The sequence below is a fragment of the Streptomyces sp. NPDC045955 genome (genome assembly GCF_056430805.1).
On record NZ_JBWKKY010000001.1, the window covers coordinates 233,586 to 252,591 of the forward strand.

The following is a 19,006-nucleotide window of genomic DNA, read 5'->3' on the forward strand; positions in this document are numbered from 1 at the left end:
AGAGACCCCGAGGTGAGCGAGAAGAAGGATCCGAGCGTCTGGGAGGGCTTCAAGGCCTTCCTGATGCGCGGGAACGTCGTCGATCTGGCCGTGGCGGTGGTGATCGGCGCCGCCTTCACCAACATCGTCAACGCCGTGGTGAAGGGGATCATCAATCCCGTCGTCGGGGCCATCGGGACCAAGAACCTCGACCACTACAGCTCATGTCTGAGCTCGACGTGCGAGGGCGAGGAGGGCATCCGGATCCTGTGGGGTTCCGTCCTCGGCGCCACGCTGAGCTTCGTGATCACCGCGGCGGTCGTCTACTTCCTGATGGTCCTGCCGATGGCGAAGTACCTGGCCCGCCTGGAGGCCCGCCGCAAGGCGAAGGAGGGCACGCAGGAGGTCATCGAGGTGACCGAGCTGGAGGTGCTGAAGGAGATACGGGACGCGCTGGTTGCACAGCGCGGCGCCGGGCACGACCGGCAGTAACGCCGGCAGGAGCGCAACGGGCGGCCGCCCGGGCGGCTCAGAGGTGGTGGGGCGGCTTCTCGTCCAGGAAGCGCTTGAGGTCGGCCGCGCCGCCACCGGTGTCGGAGCGCTCGCCCCAGCCGCGGTCGGTGTCGTCGGAGGACTGCTGGTCGAGGGGGTCGTCGAAGACCAGCGCGGGCTTCGGCGCGCGCGGCTCGGGATCGGGGGCGGTGGTCATGCGTCCAGGGTACGGTCGCGGTGAAAGTCGCGGTGAAATTCCCCGCTCCTTCTGTTGTGCTGGGAACCATGACGTCCAGCTCCGCTCCCCCGCCCGTCCCCTCCCCTGCGCCCGACCCCTCCGGCCTGCCCGGCGACCGGGGGCCGCTGCGCAGGCTCACGGCCCGGGGCCGGGACGAGGCGCACCGGTCCGCCTCGCCGCTGGAGCTCTTCTTCGATCTGTGCTTCGTCGTGGCGGTGGCCCAGGCGGGCATCCAGCTGGTGCACGCCGTCGCCGAGGGGCATGCGGGCGAGGGGATCCTCGACTACGCGATGGTGTTCTTCGCCCTGTGGTGGGCGTGGATGAACTTCACGTGGTTCGCCTCGGCGTACGACAACGACGACGTGCTCTACCGGGTCGTCACGCTGGTGCAGATCGCCGGTGTGCTGGTCCTCTCGGCGGGGGTCTCCCAGGCGTTCGGGGAGCACGAGTTCTTCGTGGTCTGGCTGGGCTACCTGATCATGCGGCTCGCCCTGGCGGCGCAGTGGCTGCGGGCGGCCCGCTCCAGCGAGGGCCCGGAGCGGACGACGGCTCTGCGCTACGCCGGTGGCGTGCTGGCGTGCCAGGTCGGCTGGCTGGGGCTGCTGTTCCTGCCCGAGGGGGCCCGGCCCTGGTGGTTCCTGGTGATGGTGCTGCTGGAGCTGTGCGTGCCGCCGCTGGCGGAGAAGGACCGTCCCACGTCCTGGCATCCGCGCCATATCGCGGAGCGGTACGGGCTGTTCACCATCATCGTGCTCGGCGAGACGATCGCCGCGGCCACGGTCGCCGTGAAGTCGGGCGTCGACGAGAACGACGCCCTGGGCGAGCTCCTCCCCATCGCGGCGGGCGGGCTGCTGATCATCTTCGCCGCGTGGTGGGTCTACTTCGTCGTACCCATCCACAGCCATCTGCGGTCCAACCGGCAGGCGTTCCTGTGGGGCTACGGCCACTATCTGGTCTTCGCCTCGGCGGCCGCGATCGGTGCCGGACTGGAGGTGGCGGTGGAGCAGACGGTCGGCAAGGCGCACATCTCCACGCTGGCGGCGTCGGCCGCCGTGACCCTGCCGACGGCCCTGTACCTGCTGACCTTGTGGGCCCTGCACTCGCGCCACTTCAAGTCGGGCATCGCCCAGCAGCTGGTGCTGCCGACGACGGCACTGCTGGTGATCTGCTGCACGTTCCTCACCGACTGGGCGGTGCTCGCGGCGGGCGTGGTCTGCGCGCTGTCGGTGGTGGCGGGAGAGACCCTGGCCCTGCGCAGGGCCACCCGGGCCGCCCGGTCCGACGGGCAGAGGGCGCCGACCGGGTGACGGGGCGTCCTCCCTACGGCCGGGGAGGCTGACGGCATGGTCGGCCGGGCCGGGTGCGCCCGACGGGCCAACCGGCTGGGTACGCCCGGCAGGTACCGACCGGCTGGGTACGCCCGCAAGGGCCGGCATGTGGACAAGACTGGGCGGCATGACAGTTGACGCTCTGGTGGACGCTCTGACGGATGTCTCCGGCCTGCGGGTGGGGCACGCTACACGCGCCGGTGACGGCTGGCTCACCGGCACCACGGTGGTGCTGGCCCCGGAGGGCGGGGCGGTGGCCGCCGTGGACGTGCGGGGCGGTGGTCCCGGCACCAAGGAGACGGACGCGCTGGACCCGCGCAACGTGGTGCGGAAGGTCGAGGCGATCGTGCTGACCGGCGGCAGCGCGTACGGGCTCGACGCGGCTTCGGGGGTGATGGCCTGGCTGGAGGAACAGGGGCGTGGGATCCGGGTCGGGGCGGATCCGGGGCATGTCGTGCCGGTGGTGCCCGCCGCCTGTGTCTTCGATCTGGGGCGCGGCGGCGACTTCCGGGCCCGGCCGGACGCGGCCACCGGACGTGCGGCGGTCGAGGCGGCCGCCGCGAGCGAGCCCGGCGCACCGGTGCCCGAGGGGTGCGTGGGCGCCGGCACGGGGGCGGTGGTCGGGGTCGTGAAGGGCGGGGTCGGCGGCGCGAGCACCGTGCTCGGCTCGGGGATCACGGTGGCCGCGCTGGTGGTGGCCAACGCGGCGGGGTCGGTGCTGGATCCGGAGACGGGGGTGCTGTACGGGGAGTTGTTCCAGGGGCGGGTGGAGTACCCGGAGGCGCGGGTGCACGAGGCCGCACGGCGGCGCCTGGCCGAGACGGCCGCGAGAAGTTCGACTCCGCCGCTCAACACCACACTGGCGGTGGTCGCCACGGACGCGGACCTGTCGAAGGCGCAGGCGCAGAAGCTGGCCGGTACGGCACACGACGGCATCGCCCGCGCGGTGCGGCCGGTGCACCTTCTCAACGACGGGGACACGGTGTTCGCGCTCGCGACCGGGGACCGCGCCCTGGACGCCGCGAACCCGCTCGCCCTCAACGAGATCCTCGCGGCGGGCGCGGACGTCGTGACCCGGGCGATCGTACGGGCCGTGCGCGCCGCGGAGCCGTCCGACGGTCCGGGCGGGGCGTGGCCGTCGTACGGGGAGCTGTACGCGGGCCGCTGAACGGACGGCACCGCACAGCGGCTGCACAGTGGCGCCGGACATTGTCCCGGCCCTGTAACGGTGATGTCGCTCATGGCAGCCGGACGGAACCCGGCCGGCCGCCCGTCCCCTCTTCTCTCACGTACTGGAGCGGACCACGCACATCACACGAACTGGGAGCAGCCCGTGACAACGCCGGACATTGCAGCGCGGCGCAAACTGGGGGCATGTGCCGCCCTGATGGTCGGCGCCCTGACGCTCACCGCCTGCGGTGGCAGCGCCAACGCCAAGGACGACGCCAAGGGTGGCGGCGACTCGGCGAAGACGTCCGTCGCGAAGATCGCCATCTCGGCGAAGGACGGTTCGACCGACGCCTCCATCAACTCGACCGGCGTGAAGGTCAGCGACGGGAAGCTGACCGACGTGAAGATGACGGTGGCGGGCAGCGGTCAGGCCGTGCCGGGCTCGATCTCCTCCGACGGCAAGGCCTGGAAGCCGAAGGAGCAGCTGGAGCGCGGCACGAAGTACCAGATATCGGCGACCGCGAAGGACACGAAGGGTCGTACGGCCGCCGCGAATTCCATCTTCACGACGGTCAGTTCGGCGAACAGCTTCATCGGGACGTACACGCCGGACAACGGCACCACGGTCGGTGTGGGCATGCCGGTGTCGTTCAGCTTCGACAAGGCGATCACGAACCGCAAGGACGTGCAGGCGCACATCACGGTCACGTCCAGCAGCGGGCAGAAGGTCGTCGGGCACTGGTTCGGCGCGCAGCGGCTCGACTTCCGACCCGAGGAGTACTGGAAGGCCGGCTCCAAGGTCACGATGAAGATCGACCTGGACGGCGTCGAGGGCACGAACGGCGTCTACGGCGTGCAGAAGAAGACGGTCACCTTCACCGTCGGGCGCTCGCAGGTGTCCACGGTCGACGTCAACACGCAGACCATGACGGTCGTGCGGGACGGCAAGACCATCAAGACGGTCCCGATCTCGGCGGGCAGCCCGGAGCACACCACGTACAACGGGCAGATGGTGATCTCCGAGAAGTTCGTGCAGACCCGGATGAACAGCCGGACGGTCGGGCTCGGCGGGGAGTACGACATCCCGGACGTCCCGCACGCGATGCGCCTGACGACGTCCGGCACGTTCATCCACGGCAACTACTGGTACAACAAGGGAAATCCGCCCTTCGGCCGGCAGGGCACCAGCCACGGCTGCGTCGGCCTGGCGGACGTCCAGGGCGCCGGGGGCAACACGTCCGCCAAGTGGTTCTACGACAACTCGCTCATCGGCGACGTGGTGATCGTCAAGAACTCGCCCGACAAGACGGTGTCACCGGACAACGGGCTCAACGGGTGGAACATGGACTGGAGCCAGTGGGTCGCGGGCAGCGCCTCGTGAGCGGCTGAGCGATCGTACGAACTGGGATTTTTGACGGACCGTCCGGGCCGCGCGGGAACTTTTCGCGCGGTCCGGGCGTTTTCCTGGACGTACGTTTTCTCGGTTCCCGGACACGATGTCCGACCGAGGGGCTACGGTATGCACCCACAAGGTGACATGCAGCAACGCCGGGAGAAACCTTGAGCGTTCCGTACGAGACGGCAGCGTACGAACCCCACGACTCGCCCGAGTCTCCGGAGGAGCACCTCGCGCGACTCCTCGGCCGCGCGCTGAACTCCTTCGAGCTGCCTGACGAGTCGATAAGGCGGCTGGACTGCGCGCTGGCGCACGACGGTTCGCTGCACTCCGCGCACCACAGCGCGGGACTGCACCGGGAGACGTACCGGCACACCTGGCTGCTCGCCGACGGTTCCGCGCTCACGCTCTGGGAGCTCGTCCACAACACGGCGCCGGGCAGCGAGCCGCAGCACGAGGTGTACGTCGACGAGGAGGAGCTGCGCGCCGCCACCACGCGTCTGCCGCTGCCGCCGGACACACCCGACTTCGAGCTGCCGGTGGCGGTACAGCTGTCCCAGGTCCCCGCGCCGCGCCCCGCGTACGCCGGGGACAACTCGGCGGACCACGCGCGGCGTTTACTGCGCCGCGCGGAGAACGCGGACCGGCCGGGCGCGGACACGGCCGCCCTGCTGGCCACGGCGTCCGGCCACCAGATCACCCAGGCCTTCGGCCGCCCGTGCCGCGCTGGCCGGGCGGGGCTGGGTTACTCGCTCTACGAGCACGCGTTCCTGCTGCGTGACGGCGCGGAGGTCTCCCTCTGGGAGGTGGAGCACACGGCGACGCCGGACGGGCGGCACATGTGCGAGGTGTACGCCAGCGAGGACGCGGCACGCGAGGCGATGGAGCGGCGGGCGGCGCAGCTGTCCTAGGCGGCATCCGAGAACTTCGGGCTGCGCGGCATCGCCTCGTAGCGGGTGAACGCGGCCGAGGTGTCGCGCGCTGCACGGACCCCGGCAACCGGAGGCCGCCGGGCGGCTCTCAGGCCGCTCTGTCGCCGAGTCGGCGCGCCAGCTCCGTGAAGGCGTCTCTCTCCTCGGGGGTCAGTTCCACGGACTCCGACCGGGGGCCCGTCTGCCGCTGTTGCGGGAGGGCGGGGAGAGGGTGGCCTGCGGGCCATCGGGAGACGTGCTCGGGCATGCGCCCCAGTAGACACCACGGCCCGGGACTTCGGTCCCGGGCCGTGATTTTCGTGATCTATCTCGCAGGTGCCGTGAACGGTTCACACACCCCGAAAGGGGCGAACCCAGGGCCCTCGGGCGTGGGGCGTCACGCCGCCACCGGCTGCTTCGCGTCCGCCGACCGGGCCGCGGCCTCGCCGGAGCCCGGTGCGGTGCCCGCCGGCTTGCGCATGCCCTTGAGGATGACCACCAGGGCCGTGGTGACGCAGACGCCCGCGGCGATGGCGACCAGGTAGAGCAGCGGGTTGCCGATCAGCGGGACCACGAAGATGCCTCCGTGCGGGGCGCGCAGCGTGGTGCCGAAGGCCATCGACAGGGCGCCGGTGATGGCGCCGCCCGCCATGGAGGCCGGGATGACGCGCAGCGGGTCGGCCGCGGCGAACGGGATCGCGCCTTCGGAGATGAAGGAGGCGCCGAGCACCCAGGCGGCCTTGCCGTTCTCGCGCTCGGTGTGTGTGAAGAGCTTGCCGCGCACGGTCGTGGCGAGGGCCATCGCCAGCGGAGGCACCATGCCGGCCGCCATGACGGCCGCCATGATCTTCATCGCGGAGTCGCTGGGGTTGGACACCGCGATACCGGCCGTGGCGAAGGTGTAAGCGACCTTGTTGACGGGGCCGCCGAGGTCGAAGCACATCATCAGGCCGAGGAGGGCGCCGAGCAGGATGGCGTTGCTGCCGGACAGGCCGTTCAGCCAGTCGGTCATGCCCTTCTGGGCCTCGGCGATGGGTTTGCCGATGACGACGAACATCAGGAACCCGACGATCGCCGAGGAGATGAGCGGGATCACCACCACCGGCATGATGCCGCGCAGCGCCGTCGGGATGTTCACCTTCTGGATCGCGATGACCACGCCACCGGCGATGAGACCGGCCGCGAGACCGCCGAGGAAGCCGGCGTTGATCGTCAGGGCGATGGAGCCGCCGACGAAGCCGGGGACGAGACCGGGCCGGTCGGCCATGCCGTAGGCGATGTAGCCGGCCAGGACCGGGACGAGGAAGCCGAAGGCGACGCCGCCGATCTGGAAGAGCAGGGCCGCCCAGCTGTCGGCCTGGGCCCACATGAAGTGGTCCATCACCGACGGGGCCTTGTCGACCTTGTAGCCGCCGATCGCGAAGCCGAGGGCGATCAGCAGACCGCCCGCCGCGACGAACGGCACCATGTAACTGACGCCGGACATCAGCCACTTGCGCAGCTTGGTGCCGTAGCCCTCGCCGGCGTCGCCGGAGCGCTCCACCGGAGTGGCCGGGGCGGACCCGGAGGTGACCTCCCCGCGGGCGGCCTTCTCGCGGACCTCGGCGATGAGTTCCGCGGGGCGGTTGATGCCCGCCTTCACACCGACGTCCACGGTCGGCTTCCCGGCGAAGCGTTCCTTCTCCCGTACGGGCACGTCGTGGGCGAAGATCACGGCGTCCGCCGCGGCGATGACCGACGGGTCGACCCGGGTGAAGCCGGCCGAGCCCTGAGGCTCGACGGTGACCTCGACGCCCGCCTCACGGCCGGCGTTCTCCAGCGACTCGGCCGCCATGTAGGTGTGGGCGATGCCGGTGGGGCAGGAGGTGACGGCGACGATACGGAACGGACGCTCCGCCGCGTCGGCGGTGCCGTCGGTGCTGTCGGTGACCGTGGCGGCGGCGGGAGAGGCCGCTCCCGCCGACGCCACGGGGTCTTCGGAGGCGGCCTCGGCAGGCTCGCCGGGCTCGTCGCCGCGGATCAGCGCGGCGGCGGCCGTCGCGTCGCCCACCGCGCGCAGGGCGTCGGTGAACTCCGTGTTCATGAGCTGCCGGGCCAGCGACGACAGGATCGTCAGATGGGCGTCGTCGGCGCCGGCCGGCGCGGCGATCAGGAAGATCAGGTCGGCGGGGCCGTCGGCCGCGCCGAAGTCGATGCCGTCGGAGCTGCGCCCGAAGGCGAGCGTCGGCTCGGTGACGTGCTCGCTGCGGCAGTGCGGGATGCCGATGCCGCCGTCGAGGCCGGTCGGCATCTGCGCCTCACGGGCGGCCACGTCGGCGAGGAAACCGTCCAGGTCGGTCACCCGGCCCAGGGCCACCATGCGCTCGGCGAGCGCACGCGCCGCCGCTTCCTTGGTGTCGGCGGACAGGTCGAGATCGACCAGGTCCGCGGTGATCATGTCGCTCATCGCGGGCTCCTTAGCACGCGTATCGCCCGGTCAGTGGGGTGGGCGGGGGTGGGGACGGGGGTGCGGTGGGGGGTGACGGGGGTGGGAGCGGGGAGTAACGGGGCGACTCGCCGCTCATGGGCCGGTTCGGGCAGCTCGAGGTGGGTCATGAGACCGGCTCCTTCAACATGCGGTCCGCCGGGATGTCCGCCGAGACCGTCACCGCGGCCGGGTTCAGATCGCCGGGCTCGGGCATGACACTGCCGGGCAGCTGGACGGCCGCCGCGCCGTGGGCGACCGCGGAGGCGAGGGCCTCGGGACCGCTGCCGCCCGCGATCAGGAAACCGGCGAGGGAGGAGTCACCGGCGCCCACGTTGCTGCGTACGGCGCCCACGCGGGCGCTGCCGAACCAGGCGCCCTCGCCGGAGACCAGCAGCTGCCCATCGGCGCCGAGGCTCGCCAGGACGGCCCGGGCGCCCATCGCGCGCAGCTCCTCGGCCGCCTTCACGGCGTCGCCGACGGTGGCGAGGGGGCGGCCGACGGCCTCCGCGAGTTCCTCGGCGTTGGGCTTGACCACGTCGGGGCGCTCGCGCAGGGCCGCGAGCAGCGCGGGCCCGGAGGTGTCCAGGGCGATCCGGGCGCCGGCGGCGTGCGCGCGGGCGACCAGGTCGGCGTACCAGGAGGGGGCGAGGCCGCGCGGGAGGCTGCCGCAGCAGGCGATCCAGGCGGCGTCGCGGGACTGCTGCCGTACGGTCTCCAGGAGCAGTTCCCGCTCGGCCTCGGACAGTTCGGGGCCCGGCGCGTTGATCTTCGTCAGGACGCCGTCGGCCTCGGCGAGGGCGATGTTGGAGCGGGTGGCCCCGGCGACCGGGACCGGCGCGACCTCGATGCCCTGCGTGTCGAGCAGGTCGGCGACGAGCGCGCCCGGGGCGCCGCCCAGGGGCAGGACCGCCACGGTGCGCTGACCGGCCGCCGCGACGGCGCGCGAGACGTTCACGCCCTTGCCGCCCGGGTCCATCCGCTCGCCGGTGGCGCGGATGACCTCGCCGCGGTCGAGGGACGGCACCTCGTAGGTGCGGTCCAGGGACGGGTTGGGGGTGACGGTGAGGATCATGCGCGCACTACTTCCGTGCCGCCGCGCTCGATCGCGACGGCGTCTTCGGGGCTCAGCCCGCTGTCGGTGATCAGCAGGTCCACATCGCTCAGGTCGCCGAAGCGGGCGAAGTGCTCCTGGCCGTGCTTGGAGGAGTCGGCGAGCAGCACCACGCGGCGGGCGGCGGCCAGGGCCGCGCGCTTCACGGCGGCCTCGGCCAGGTCGGGGGTGGTCAGGCCGTGTTCGGCGGAGAAGCCGTTGGCGGCCACGAACAGCACGTCGGCGCGGATCTCGCCGTACGCGCGCAGTGCCCAGGCGTCCACGGCGGCTCGGGTGCGGTGCCGTACGCGGCCGCCGACGAGGTGGAGCTGGATGCCGGGATGATCGGCGAGGCGGGCCGCGATGGGCAGGCTGTGCGTGACGACGGTGAGGGCGGACTCCAGCGGGAGGGCCGTGGCCATCTTGGCCACCGTCGTACCGGCGTCGAGGATCATCGTGCCCTCGCTCGGCAGTTCCGCGAGGGCCGCCTTGGCGATGCGGTCCTTCTCGTCCGCGGCCGTCGTCTCGCGCTCGGCGAGGTCCGGTTCGAAGTCGAGCCGCCCGACCGGGATGGCTCCGCCGTGCACCCGGCGGACCAGTCCGGCGCGGTCGAGGGCCTTCAGATCCCGGCGGATGGTCTCCGCCGTCACCTGGAACTCCTCGGCCAGCGACACGACATCCACTCGGCCGCCGTCACGGGCGAGCCGGAGGATCTCCTGCTGCCGCTCCGGTGCGTACATGTCTGTTCGCCTCCGCCCTATGCCCGAACGTGTGGTTTCAGCGGGAGGCTACGCCGAGATTTCGGCGAAGTAAACAGGTTCGGACTCAATCGGGCATGATCGGAAATGAGGACGGGCTCGACACGCAGGTGCCGAGCCCGTCCTGCCCCGAGGGAACAGCCGCGGTCAGGAGACCAGCACCGGTTCCTTCCGCTCCGTCGCCGCCTGCTCCCCCTCGACGTGCTGCGCCGGCCGCTTCGGCAGGGCGAACATCAGCAGGAAGATCAGGCCCATCACCGCGGCCACCCAGCCCAGCGAGTTCCGGAAGGCGTCCGCGAAGGCCTGGCCCACCTGGTCCCGGCGCAGATGGTCGCCGATCGTGCCGAAGAAGACGACCGACACCAGGCCGAGCCCCAGCGCGTTGCCCATCTGCTGCACGGTGTTGAGCAGGCCGGACGCCGAGCCGGAGTGCTCGCGCGGCACCTCGGAGAGGATCGCGTCGGTCAGCGGAGCGACGATCAGGCCCATGCCCACGCCCATCACGACCAGCGGCAGCGCCATCTGCCAGGGCGCGATGCCGAGGCCGTAGTGCCCGGACTCCCAGAGGTAGAGCAGCACTCCGGCCGCCATCACCAGCGCGCCCGCCTGGAGCACCTTGCGCCCGAAGCGCGGGACCAGCTGCTGCACGGACATCCCGGCGGCCACGGACACGGCGATCGAGAACGGCACCCCGGTCAGCCCGGCCTTCAGCGCGCTCCAGCCCAGCCCCACCTGCATGTACAGCGTCCACACCAGGAAGAACACACCGAGCGCGACCCCGAAGACGGTCTGGACGGCGATGCCCGCCGCGAAGCTCTTGACCTTGAACAGCGACAGCTCGACCAGCGGGGAGCCGTCCCGTGCGCTCTTGCGCCGCTCGTACGCCACCAGCGCCGCGAGGACGACGAGCGCGCCGGCCATCGAGACGTAGCCCCACACCGGCCAGCCCAGCTCGCGGCCGCGGATGAGCGGGTAGAGCAGCATCAGCAGCCCCAGCGTCACGAGCGCGACACCCACCAGGTCCAGCTTCAGGGCCCGCGGCGCCTTGGACTCGGTGATGAAGCGGCTGCCGAGGAACAGACCCGCGACGCCGACGGGCAGGTTGATCAGGAAGATCGAGCGCCACTCCCACCCGAACAGGTTCCACTCGGTCAGCAGCGCGCCGAGCAGCGGACCGGACACGGCCCCGAGCCCGACGACCGCGCCGAACAGCCCGAACACCTTGCCCCGTTCGTGCGCCGGGAAGGTCGCGTGCACGATCGACAGCACCTGCGGCACCATCAGCGCCGCCATGGCGCCCTGGAGGAACCGCGAGGCGACCAGCATTTCCGGGTTCACCGCGAGGCCGCACAGCGCGGAAGCCAGGGTGAAGCCGCCGATGCCGACGAGGAAGATCCGCTTGCGGCCGTGGATGTCGCCGAGCCGTCCGCCGGTGATCAGCCCGGCGGCGAAGGCCAGGGCGTATCCGGCGGTGATCCACTGGATCTGGCTGAAGGACGCGCCCGACTCCCGCTGGATCGACGGTATGGCGATGTTGACGATCGTCACGTCGACGAGGTCCATGAAGGCCGCGGTCATCACGATCGCGAGGGCGAACCAACGGCGGCGGTCGGTCCCGCCCGCGGCGCTGAGAGGGGTCTCGGTGGAGGTCATGGGTCGAAGGTAGAGGGCGATTAGGTCAGATCGTGTCCTACTGGTGCGGCATCCTCTTCGGTATGACGACGGACACACCAGCCCGGCTGCTGACGCTCCTCTCCCTCCTCCAGACGCCCCGCGAATGGCCCGGCGGCGAACTCGCCGACCGGCTCGGGGTCTCCCGCCGCACGGTCCGCCGGGACATCGACCGGCTGCGCGAGCTGGGCTATCCCGTGCAGGCGACCAAGGGCTCCGACGGCGGCTACCGGCTGGTCGCCGGCAAGGCCATGCCGCCGCTCGTGCTCGACGACGAGGAGGCCGTGGCCATCGCGGTGGGGCTGCGCGCAGGGGCGGGGCACGCGGTGGAGGGCCTGGACGAGGCGTCGGTACGGGCGCTGGCCAAGCTGGAGCAGGTGCTACCGGGGCGGCTGCGCCACCGCGTGACCACACTCCAGGCCGCGACCACGCCCTTGACCAGCGGGGACGGGCCGAGCATCGCACCGGAGACCCTGACCGTCATGGCCTCGACGGTGGCCGGGCACGAGCGGCTGCGGTTCGCCTACCGGGCGGCCGACGGCACCGAGTCGCGGCGCCTGACGGAGCCGTACCGGCTGGTGTCCACGGGCCGCCGCTGGTACCTGGTGGCGTACGACATCGACCGGGACGACTGGCGCACGTTCCGCGTCGACCGCGTGAGCGAACCGTTCGCCACGGGAGCGCGGTTCGTGCCGCGCGAGCTGCCGACGGGGAACGCGGCGGACTACCTGCGGCAGTCGATGCAACGGCAGCAGGAGTCCTACGAGTTCGAGGTCACGTTCGCCGCCCCGGCCGACTTCGTCGCCGCCCGGCTGCCGAAGTGGCTCGGCACGCCCGAGCCGTTGGACGCCGGCAGCTGCCGGCTGCGCGGGTCCGCCGGGGACGCGGTGCAGTGGGTGGCGTTCCGGCTGGCGATGCTGGAGTGCGACTTCGTGGTCCGCGAGCCGGAGGAACTCGTGCGGGCGGTACGGGAACTGGGGGCGCGGTTGAGCAGGGCGGCGGGCTCGGGCTCCGCCTCCGGCTCCGGCTTGGACTCGGGCTCCGCCTCCGGCTCGGGCTCCGCCTCCGGCTCGGGCTCCGCCTCCGGCCAGGGCTCGGGCTCCGCCTCCGGCTCGGGCTCCGGCTCGGACTCGGGCTCCGCCTCCGGCTCGGACTCCGGCTCCGGCTCCGGCTCGGACTCGGGCGCGGGCTCGGACTCGGGCTCGGGCTCCGGCTCGGACTCGGGCGCGGGCTCGGACTCGGGCTCGGGCTCCGGCTCGGACTCGGGCTCCGCCTCCGGCTCCGGCTCGGACTCCGGCTCCGGCTCCGGCTCGGACTCGGGCGCGGGCTCGGACTCGGGCTCCGCCTCCGGCTCCGGCTCGGACTCGGGCTCCGGCTCCGGCTCCGGCTCGGACTCGGGCGCGGGCTCGGACTCGGGCTCCGGCTCGGACTCGGGCTCCGCCTCCGGCTCCGGCTCGGACTCGGACTCGGGCTCCGGCTCGGGCTCGGGCTCGGGCTCGGGCTCGGGCTCGGGCTCGGGGTAAGCATCCGGCGCCGGGCCGCTGTTCGGCTCCGTCAGGGGTCCCGGGGAAGTCAGGACTCCCAGGGAAAGTCCCGCAGCGCCCTCAGATTCCGCAGCGCGAGTTCCGCCGGGCCGCCCGGGCCCTCCACCGGGCCGTCCCCCTCCGCCCAGCCCTCCAGGGCCGTACGTACGGCGGCGCTCGCGACGGCGGCGGTGAAGCGCGGCTCGGCGGCGGCGGCAACGTTGTCGTCACCGGCAGCGGCCTCGGTCCCCCGTTCCGCCAGCACCTCCCCCAGCGTCCGTTCCGACGCCTGGCACACCTCCGCCCACACCCTGCGCAGGGAGGGGTTCTCCTCGGCGAGGCGCAGGAGCGTGCGGACCCGCTCCCAGGAGGACGCCGAGACGCCGGCGGCCGGTGTGAGGGTGTGCCGCACCCCGTGCTCCAGGGCCCGGAGCACGCCCACGTCGGCGGGGGCGGCGCGTACCGCCTCGGCCCAGCGCTGGGCGCCGGCCGCGTAGAGCGGGGCGACGGCCTCTTCCTTGGTGGCGAAGTACCGGTAGAACGTGCGCGGGGCGATGCCCGCGGCCTGGGCGATGTCCTCCGCGCGGGTGGCGCGCAAGCCGTGCCGGACGAAGAGGCCGGCTGCGGCCCGGGCGATCTCCATACGCGTCTCGGCCTTCCGCCGCTCGGTCAGCGAGGCCTGAGGAGGGGTCGGGGTGGTGCTGCTCACGCCCGGCAGGCTATGCCCATGTGACACAATCTGCCATCTGGCGGGCCACCCCGTGGTTCAGGTACGGGGTGACCCGCCCTTCACTTGCCCGCCCGGCGAAGGGGCGGGTTCCCCGCTCACGCGGAGAGCCGGGCCCCGGCACCCGGGGGGAGGGGCGCCGAAGCCCGGCTTTGGGAGAGTCCCGGCGCCGGGGGGAGTGCGACGGGACTTGGCTCTGTGGGCCAGGGGCGTGGCCCCGGCCCGAACTGGTGGGCCCGGAAGTCTTGTTCCCGGTGCCCCGCGGGTTGAAGCGGCGTTACATCGCCATGTTTGCGCGGTCTTTCGCCACCCGGCGTACGCGGCGGCCCCCGGGCGCACACCGCCCGTCACGCACAGGCACTCGGACAACACCCATGGGCCGTGGAACGAGCCGTACGCCCGGGCTCCCGGACGTCCGGACGCCCATCGGCGAACGCCGGCACCGTTGCCCGTGAACGCCGGCGGCGGCGTCACGCCGCCGCGTCGAACCCGGTGCTGCGAGCGAGCTTCTTCAGCTCCAGCAGCGCGTGCTTCTCGATCTGGCGGATGCGCTCGCGCGTCAGGCCGTGCTCCTTGCCGACCTCGGTCAGCGTGCGCTCCCGGCCGTCCTCGATGCCGTAGCGCATCTTGATGATCGAGGCCGTGCGCTGGTCGAGGCGGCCGATGAGGTCGTCGAGCTCCTCACTGCGCAGCAGCGTGAGCACCGACTGCTCGGGCGACACCGCCGAGGTGTCCTCCAGGAGGTCGCCGAACTGGGTCTCGCCCTCGTCGTCCACCGACATGTTCAGCGAGACCGGGTCGCGGGCCCAGTCGAGCACGTCGGTGACGCGCTCCGGCGTCGAGCCGAGCTCGGCGGCGATCTCCGCGGGCTCCGGGTCGCGCCCGTGCTCGCGGTTGAACTCGCGCTGCACCCGCCGGATCCGGCCAAGCTCCTCCACGAGGTGGACGGGCAGGCGGATCGTACGGGACTGGTCGGCTATGGAGCGGGTGATGGCCTGGCGGATCCACCACGTCGCGTACGTGGAGAACTTGAAGCCCTTGCGGTAGTCGAACTTCTCGACCGCGCGCACCAGGCCGGCGTTGCCCTCCTGGATCAGGTCCAGCAGCGGCAGACCGCTGCGGGGGTAGCGGCGGGCGACGGCGACGACCAGGCGCAGGTTGGAGCGGATGAAGACGTCCTTGGCCCGCTCCGCGTCGGCGACGAGGGCTTCGAGCTCCTCACGGGTGGCGTCCGCCTTGGTCTCCTCGTACCCGTCGAGGACCTGCCGCGCGAACACACCCGCTTCGATGACCTGGGACAGCTCGACTTCCTTGGCGGCGTCGAGCAGCGGTGTGCGCGCGATCTCGTCGAGGTACATGCCGACCAGGTCGCGATCGGCGATCTCGCCGCCATGGGCGCGAACACTGCTTGCCGCGTCGGCCGTCTCGCCGGTGGCGGACTGACGACGGGCGACGGCACGGGTTGCCATGCGTGCTCCCTTGCGATGGTGAGGTCAGCGGGTGGTCCTTCGGACGCTGGACTCCGTCTCCGGGACTCTCCGGACTCTCCTCGGGTGCCCTGCATCCGATGGAAACAACGACTGGAATCAGGACAGAATTCCCAACCTGTCCCCCAATTTTTCGGATCATGCAGTACCCTGTCGGGCCCGATGAGGAGGCGCGGTGCCGACGGAACGTACAGAGGTGCAGGTCAGGCCGGGAGTCGAGGCCGACCTCGAAGCCCTCACGGCCCTCTACAACCACTACGTACGTGAGACGGCGATCACATTCGATACCGCGCTCTTCACTCCGGAAGAGCGCCGCCCTTGGCTGCTCTCCCACCCTGTAGACGGGCCGTACCGCCTGATGGTTGCCACGGATGCGGACTCACAGGAGATTCTGGGCTACGCCACGTCCAGCCCCTTCCGGGCGAAGCCCGCCTACGCGACCTCCGTGGAGACGACGGTGTACGTCGCCCCGGACGCCGGCCGCCGCGGCGTCGGCACCCTGCTGTACAAGGCCCTCTTCGAGGCCCTGTCCGGCGAGGACCTGCACCGCGCCTACGCGGGCATCGCGCAGCCGAACGAGGCGTCGGCCCGGCTGCACGAGCGCTTCGGCTTCCGGCACGTCGGCACCTACCGGGAGGTCGGCCGCAAGTTCGGCCGCTACTGGGACGTGGCCTGGTACGAGAAGGACCTCATGTAGGGCCCGGCCTCAGCCGAACTGCACCGACCGCTTCGCCAGCCCCATCCAGAAGCCGTCGATCACCGACTTCTGCGCGTCCAGCTCACCTGTGGCGTCGGCCGCGCCCATGGTCACGAACAGCGGGGCGAAGTGCTCGGTGCGCGGGTGCGCCAGCCGCCCCGCGGGCGACTTGCGGGTGAAGTCCAGCAGGGCGTCCACGTCCCGCGCCTCCAGCGCCCGCCGGCCCCAGTCGTCGAACTCCGCCGACCATGCGGGGGTGCCGCCCTGCCGGAGCGCGGCCAGGTTGTGGGTGAAGAAACCGGAGCCGACGATGAGCACGCCCTCGTCCCGCAGCGGGGCGAGCCTGCGGCCGATCTCCATGAGCCGGACCGGGTCGAGCGTCGGCATGGACACCTGGAGGACCGGGATGTCCGCCTCCGGGTACATCTCGACCAGCGGGACGTACGCGCCGTGGTCGAGGCCCCGGTCGGGGACGTCCTGGACGGGAACACCGGGGGCGCGCAGCAGCTTCCGTACCGACTCGGCGAGCTCCGGTGCGCCGGGGGCCTCGTAGGTCACCCGGTAGTAGTGCTCGGGGAAGCCCCAGAAGTCGTAGACGAGCGGCACGGTCTCGGTGGCGCCGAGGGCGAGCGGGGCCTCCTCCCAGTGGGCGGAGACCATCAGGATCGCCCGGGGACGCGGCAGGCCGGCCGCCCAGGCGGCCAGTTCACCGGGCCAGACCGGGTCGTCCGCCAGGGGCGGGGCACCGTGGCTCAGGTACAGAGCGGGCATGCGCTCCTGGGTGGCGGCGGACATGCTGCGGCTCCTTCCAAAACATGGTTCCCTAACAAAACTGTACGGGGCATTTGTTTAAAGTTCAAGGAGGGGCCACGTAGAGTGGAAGACATGAAGGCACCCGCATCCGCACCGACCCCGGGCTCCGTGGCGGCGCCTCCGGAACCGCGCTGGCTCACCGACGACGAACAACTGGTATGGCGATCGTTCATGGAGGGCGTCACCCTCCTCGACGACCACCTCGACCGTCAGCTCCAGCGCGACGCGGGCATGCCGCACGTCTATTACGGCCTTCTGGTCAAGCTCGCCGAGGCGCCGCGGCGGCGGCTGCGGATGACGGAGCTCGCCATGCTGGCGAAGATCACCCGCTCCCGCCTCTCGCACGCCATCGCGCGCCTGGAGAAGAACGGCTGGGTACGCCGCGAGGACTGCCCCGACGACAAACGGGGCCAGTTCGCCGTGCTGACGGACGAGGGCTACGAGGTGCTGCGGCGGACCGCGCCGGGGCATGTGGAGGCCGTACGGCAGGCGGTCTTCGACCGGCTCACCCCGGAACAGCAGAAGTCCCTCGGCGAGATCATGCGGATCATCGCCGAGGGACTTCAGCCGGCCGAAGCCGGTGCGGACCTGCCCTGGCTCCGCTGAGCCGGGGCAGGTCCTGGAATCCGTAGGTACGAGGCGTCCCCTTCCCCGTACCTACGGAAGGGCCCGAAGGGGTTTTCCCGGTACGGCCGTCAGTGGGCGACGACCGGCACCTGCACCTCGTCCGCCACGCCCTCTCCGGAACCGGAACCGGAACCGGAACCGGTCACGGTGGCGCTGCCGGGACGGCCCGCGTTGACGAAGGTCAGGGCGATCGCGGCGGCCACGACCAGGATGCCGACGGCGAACCAGATGGCGCTCGTGTAGCCCTCGACCATGCCCTCCAGCTGGACCAGCTGCTGCTGGGACCGGCTGCCGGCCCCGGCGATGTGGTCCGCGATGTACGACGTGGTGGCCGAGGCGGCGATCGTGTTCAGCAGCGCCGTGCCGATCGCGCCGCCCACCTGCTGCGAGGTGTTGACCATCGCGGAGGCGACACCGGCGTCCCGCGGCTCCACACCCTGCGTGGACAGCGACATGGCCGGCATGAACGCCGTACCCATGCCCAGGCCGAGCAGCAGCATCGCCGGCAGCAGCAGGGCCGCGTACGAGGAGCCGATCTCCAGCCGGGTCAGCAGCAGCATGCCGAGCGCGGCGACCAGGAAGCCGGGGCCCATCAGCAGGCGCGGGGCGACCCGGGTCATCAGACGGGTGCCGATCTGCGTGGAGCCCGTGATCATGCCCGCGATCATCGGCAGGAACGCGAAGCCCGTCTTGACCGGCGAGTACCCCTTCACGATCTGGAGGTAGTAGGTCAGGAAGAGGAACAGGCCGAACATCGCGATGATCGCGAGACCGAGGGAGAGGTAGATGCCCCCGCGGTTGCGCTCGGTGATCACGCGCAGCGGCAGCAGCGGGGCCTTCACCCTGGACTCGACGATCACGAAGGTCGCGAGCAGGACGACGGACGCCACGAACATGCCGATGGTGACGGAGTCGCTCCAGCCCTCGGACTCGGCGCGGGTGAAGCCGTAGACGAGAGCGACGAGGCCGAGGGTGGACAGGACGACGCCCGGGATGTCGAGCGGGGAGCGGTTGCGGCCGCCCTCCGGCTCACGGATGACGAAGTACGCACCGGCCGCGGCGACGATGGCGAACGGGATGTTCACGAAGAACGTCCAGCGCCAGTCCAGGTACTCGGTGAGGAAGCCGCCCAGAATCAGGCCGACGGCGCCGCCGCCACCGGCGATCGCGCCGTAGATGCCGAACGCCTTGGCGCGCTCCTTGGCATCGGTGAACATCACGGCGAGCAGGGAGAGCGCGGCGGGCGCGAGCAGGGCGCCGAAGACGCCCTGGAGGGCGCGGGCGCCGAACATCATCGCCTCGTTGGTGGCCGCGCCGCCGAGCGCGGAGGCCACGGCGAAGCCGCCCAGGCCCACGACGAAGGCCTTCTTGCGGCCCCACAGGTCGGCTATCCGGCCGCCGAACAGCAGCAGACCGCCGAAGGCGAGCGCGTAGGCCGTGACGACCCACTGCCGGTTGCCGTCGGAGATGCCCAGGTCCTGCTGGGCGGAGGGCAGGGCGATGTTCACGATGGTGGCGTCCAGGACGACCATCAGCTGGGCCAGCGCGATGAAGACGAGCGCTTTCCAGCGGCCGGCGTCCGGCGAGGCCGCCGGAGCGCCGAGTGCCTTTGAGGCTGTTTCAGACATGGGG

General features: G+C 71.7%; 16 protein-coding genes and 1 pseudogene. 8 read left to right on the forward strand and 9 right to left on the reverse strand.

Annotated elements, in window-relative coordinates:
• The first annotated feature begins 12 nt into the window (after positions 1–12).
• Positions 13–471 carry a large conductance mechanosensitive channel protein MscL gene (gene mscL / locus AC07F0_RS01075; RefSeq protein ID WP_478972586.1) on the forward strand — a complete coding sequence of 153 codons (459 nt, stop codon included), beginning with the start codon at positions 13–15 and terminating at the stop codon, positions 469–471.
• A gap of 37 nt (positions 472–508) precedes the next feature.
• Here mscL and AC07F0_RS01080 read toward each other — a convergent pair whose 3' ends face one another.
• Positions 509–688: a hypothetical protein gene (locus AC07F0_RS01080; RefSeq protein ID WP_478972589.1), complete on the reverse strand. Its 180-nt coding sequence runs from the start codon at positions 686–688 to the stop codon at positions 509–511.
• Positions 689–756: 68 nt separating this feature from the next.
• Here AC07F0_RS01080 and AC07F0_RS01085 point away from each other — a divergent pair, with 68 nt between their 5' ends.
• The 4 genes from AC07F0_RS01085 to AC07F0_RS01100 all read left to right on the forward strand — a co-directional run bounded on the left by AC07F0_RS01085 (position 757) and on the right by AC07F0_RS01100 (position 5,514).
• Positions 757–2,016: a low temperature requirement protein A gene (locus tag AC07F0_RS01085; RefSeq protein WP_478972592.1), complete on the forward strand. Its 1,260-nt coding sequence runs from the start codon at positions 757–759 to the stop codon at positions 2,014–2,016.
• Positions 2,017–2,164: 148 nt separating this feature from the next.
• A complete protein-coding gene (locus AC07F0_RS01090) occupies positions 2,165–3,205 on the forward strand; it encodes a P1 family peptidase (protein WP_478972595.1) in 1,041 nt (346 codons plus the stop codon).
• Between the two features lie 165 nt (positions 3,206–3,370).
• Complete coding sequence (locus AC07F0_RS01095; protein ID WP_478972598.1) at positions 3,371–4,588, forward strand: L,D-transpeptidase; 1,218 nt, start codon at positions 3,371–3,373, stop codon at positions 4,586–4,588.
• A gap of 179 nt (positions 4,589–4,767) precedes the next feature.
• Positions 4,768–5,514 carry a DUF6227 family protein gene (locus AC07F0_RS01100; protein ID WP_478972601.1) on the forward strand — a complete coding sequence of 249 codons (747 nt, stop codon included), beginning with the start codon at positions 4,768–4,770 and terminating at the stop codon, positions 5,512–5,514.
• Positions 5,515–5,911: 397 nt separating this feature from the next.
• On the opposite strand, the gene AC07F0_RS01105 is transcribed toward AC07F0_RS01100, so the two are convergent.
• The 4 genes from AC07F0_RS01105 to AC07F0_RS01120 all read right to left on the reverse strand — a co-directional run bounded on the left by AC07F0_RS01105 (position 5,912) and on the right by AC07F0_RS01120 (position 11,482).
• Positions 5,912–7,960 (reverse strand): PTS fructose transporter subunit IIABC, encoded by a 2,049-nt coding sequence (locus tag AC07F0_RS01105; protein ID WP_478972604.1) that lies wholly within the window; start codon positions 7,958–7,960, stop codon positions 5,912–5,914.
• A gap of 145 nt (positions 7,961–8,105) precedes the next feature.
• Positions 8,106–9,053, reverse strand: coding sequence for a 1-phosphofructokinase (pfkB, locus tag AC07F0_RS01110; RefSeq protein ID WP_478972607.1), 948 nt, complete (start codon positions 9,051–9,053; stop codon positions 8,106–8,108).
• The gene (locus tag AC07F0_RS01115; protein WP_436727201.1) at positions 9,050–9,811 is read right to left on the reverse strand and encodes a DeoR/GlpR family DNA-binding transcription regulator; all 762 of its coding nucleotides are present in this window, start codon (positions 9,809–9,811) and stop codon (positions 9,050–9,052) included. The genes pfkB and AC07F0_RS01115 overlap by 4 nt, the downstream gene beginning before the upstream one ends.
• 165 nt (positions 9,812–9,976) lie before the next feature.
• Entirely contained in the window at positions 9,977–11,482 is a 1,506-nt protein-coding gene (locus tag AC07F0_RS01120; RefSeq protein ID WP_478972610.1) for an MFS transporter, read from the reverse strand.
• A 62-nt stretch (positions 11,483–11,544) separates the two neighbouring features.
• Here AC07F0_RS01120 and AC07F0_RS01125 point away from each other — a divergent pair.
• Positions 11,545–12,507 (forward strand): annotated as a pseudogene (locus tag AC07F0_RS01125) (helix-turn-helix transcriptional regulator); the annotation flags it as partial.
• A gap of 565 nt (positions 12,508–13,072) precedes the next feature.
• Here AC07F0_RS01125 and AC07F0_RS01130 read toward each other — a convergent pair.
• Together AC07F0_RS01130 and AC07F0_RS01135 are read right to left on the reverse strand one after the other, a co-directional pair.
• Positions 13,073–13,732 carry a TetR/AcrR family transcriptional regulator gene (locus AC07F0_RS01130; protein ID WP_478972613.1) on the reverse strand — a complete coding sequence of 220 codons (660 nt, stop codon included), beginning with the start codon at positions 13,730–13,732 and terminating at the stop codon, positions 13,073–13,075.
• Positions 13,733–14,220: 488 nt separating this feature from the next.
• On the reverse strand, positions 14,221–15,219 hold the full coding sequence (locus tag AC07F0_RS01135; RefSeq protein ID WP_010035431.1) for a sigma-70 family RNA polymerase sigma factor: 999 nt from the start codon (positions 15,217–15,219) through the stop codon (positions 14,221–14,223).
• A 193-nt stretch (positions 15,220–15,412) separates the two neighbouring features.
• Here AC07F0_RS01135 and AC07F0_RS01140 point away from each other — a divergent pair, with 193 nt between their 5' ends.
• Entirely contained in the window at positions 15,413–15,934 is a 522-nt protein-coding gene (locus tag AC07F0_RS01140) for an N-acetyltransferase family protein (RefSeq protein WP_478972616.1), read from the forward strand.
• A gap of 9 nt (positions 15,935–15,943) precedes the next feature.
• Here the strand turns inward: AC07F0_RS01140 and AC07F0_RS01145 are convergent, their stop codons facing one another.
• The gene (locus AC07F0_RS01145; RefSeq protein WP_478972619.1) at positions 15,944–16,729 is read right to left on the reverse strand and encodes a dioxygenase family protein; all 786 of its coding nucleotides are present in this window, start codon (positions 16,727–16,729) and stop codon (positions 15,944–15,946) included.
• 90 nt (positions 16,730–16,819) lie between these two features.
• Between AC07F0_RS01145 and AC07F0_RS01150 the strand changes: the two genes are divergently transcribed.
• The gene (locus tag AC07F0_RS01150; RefSeq protein ID WP_478972622.1) at positions 16,820–17,353 is read left to right on the forward strand and encodes a MarR family winged helix-turn-helix transcriptional regulator; all 534 of its coding nucleotides are present in this window, start codon (positions 16,820–16,822) and stop codon (positions 17,351–17,353) included.
• 89 nt (positions 17,354–17,442) lie between these two features.
• On the opposite strand, the gene AC07F0_RS01155 is transcribed toward AC07F0_RS01150, so the two are convergent.
• A complete protein-coding gene (locus AC07F0_RS01155; protein ID WP_478972625.1) occupies positions 17,443–19,002 on the reverse strand; it encodes an MFS transporter in 1,560 nt (519 codons plus the stop codon).
• Positions 19,003–19,006 lie beyond the last annotated feature (4 nt).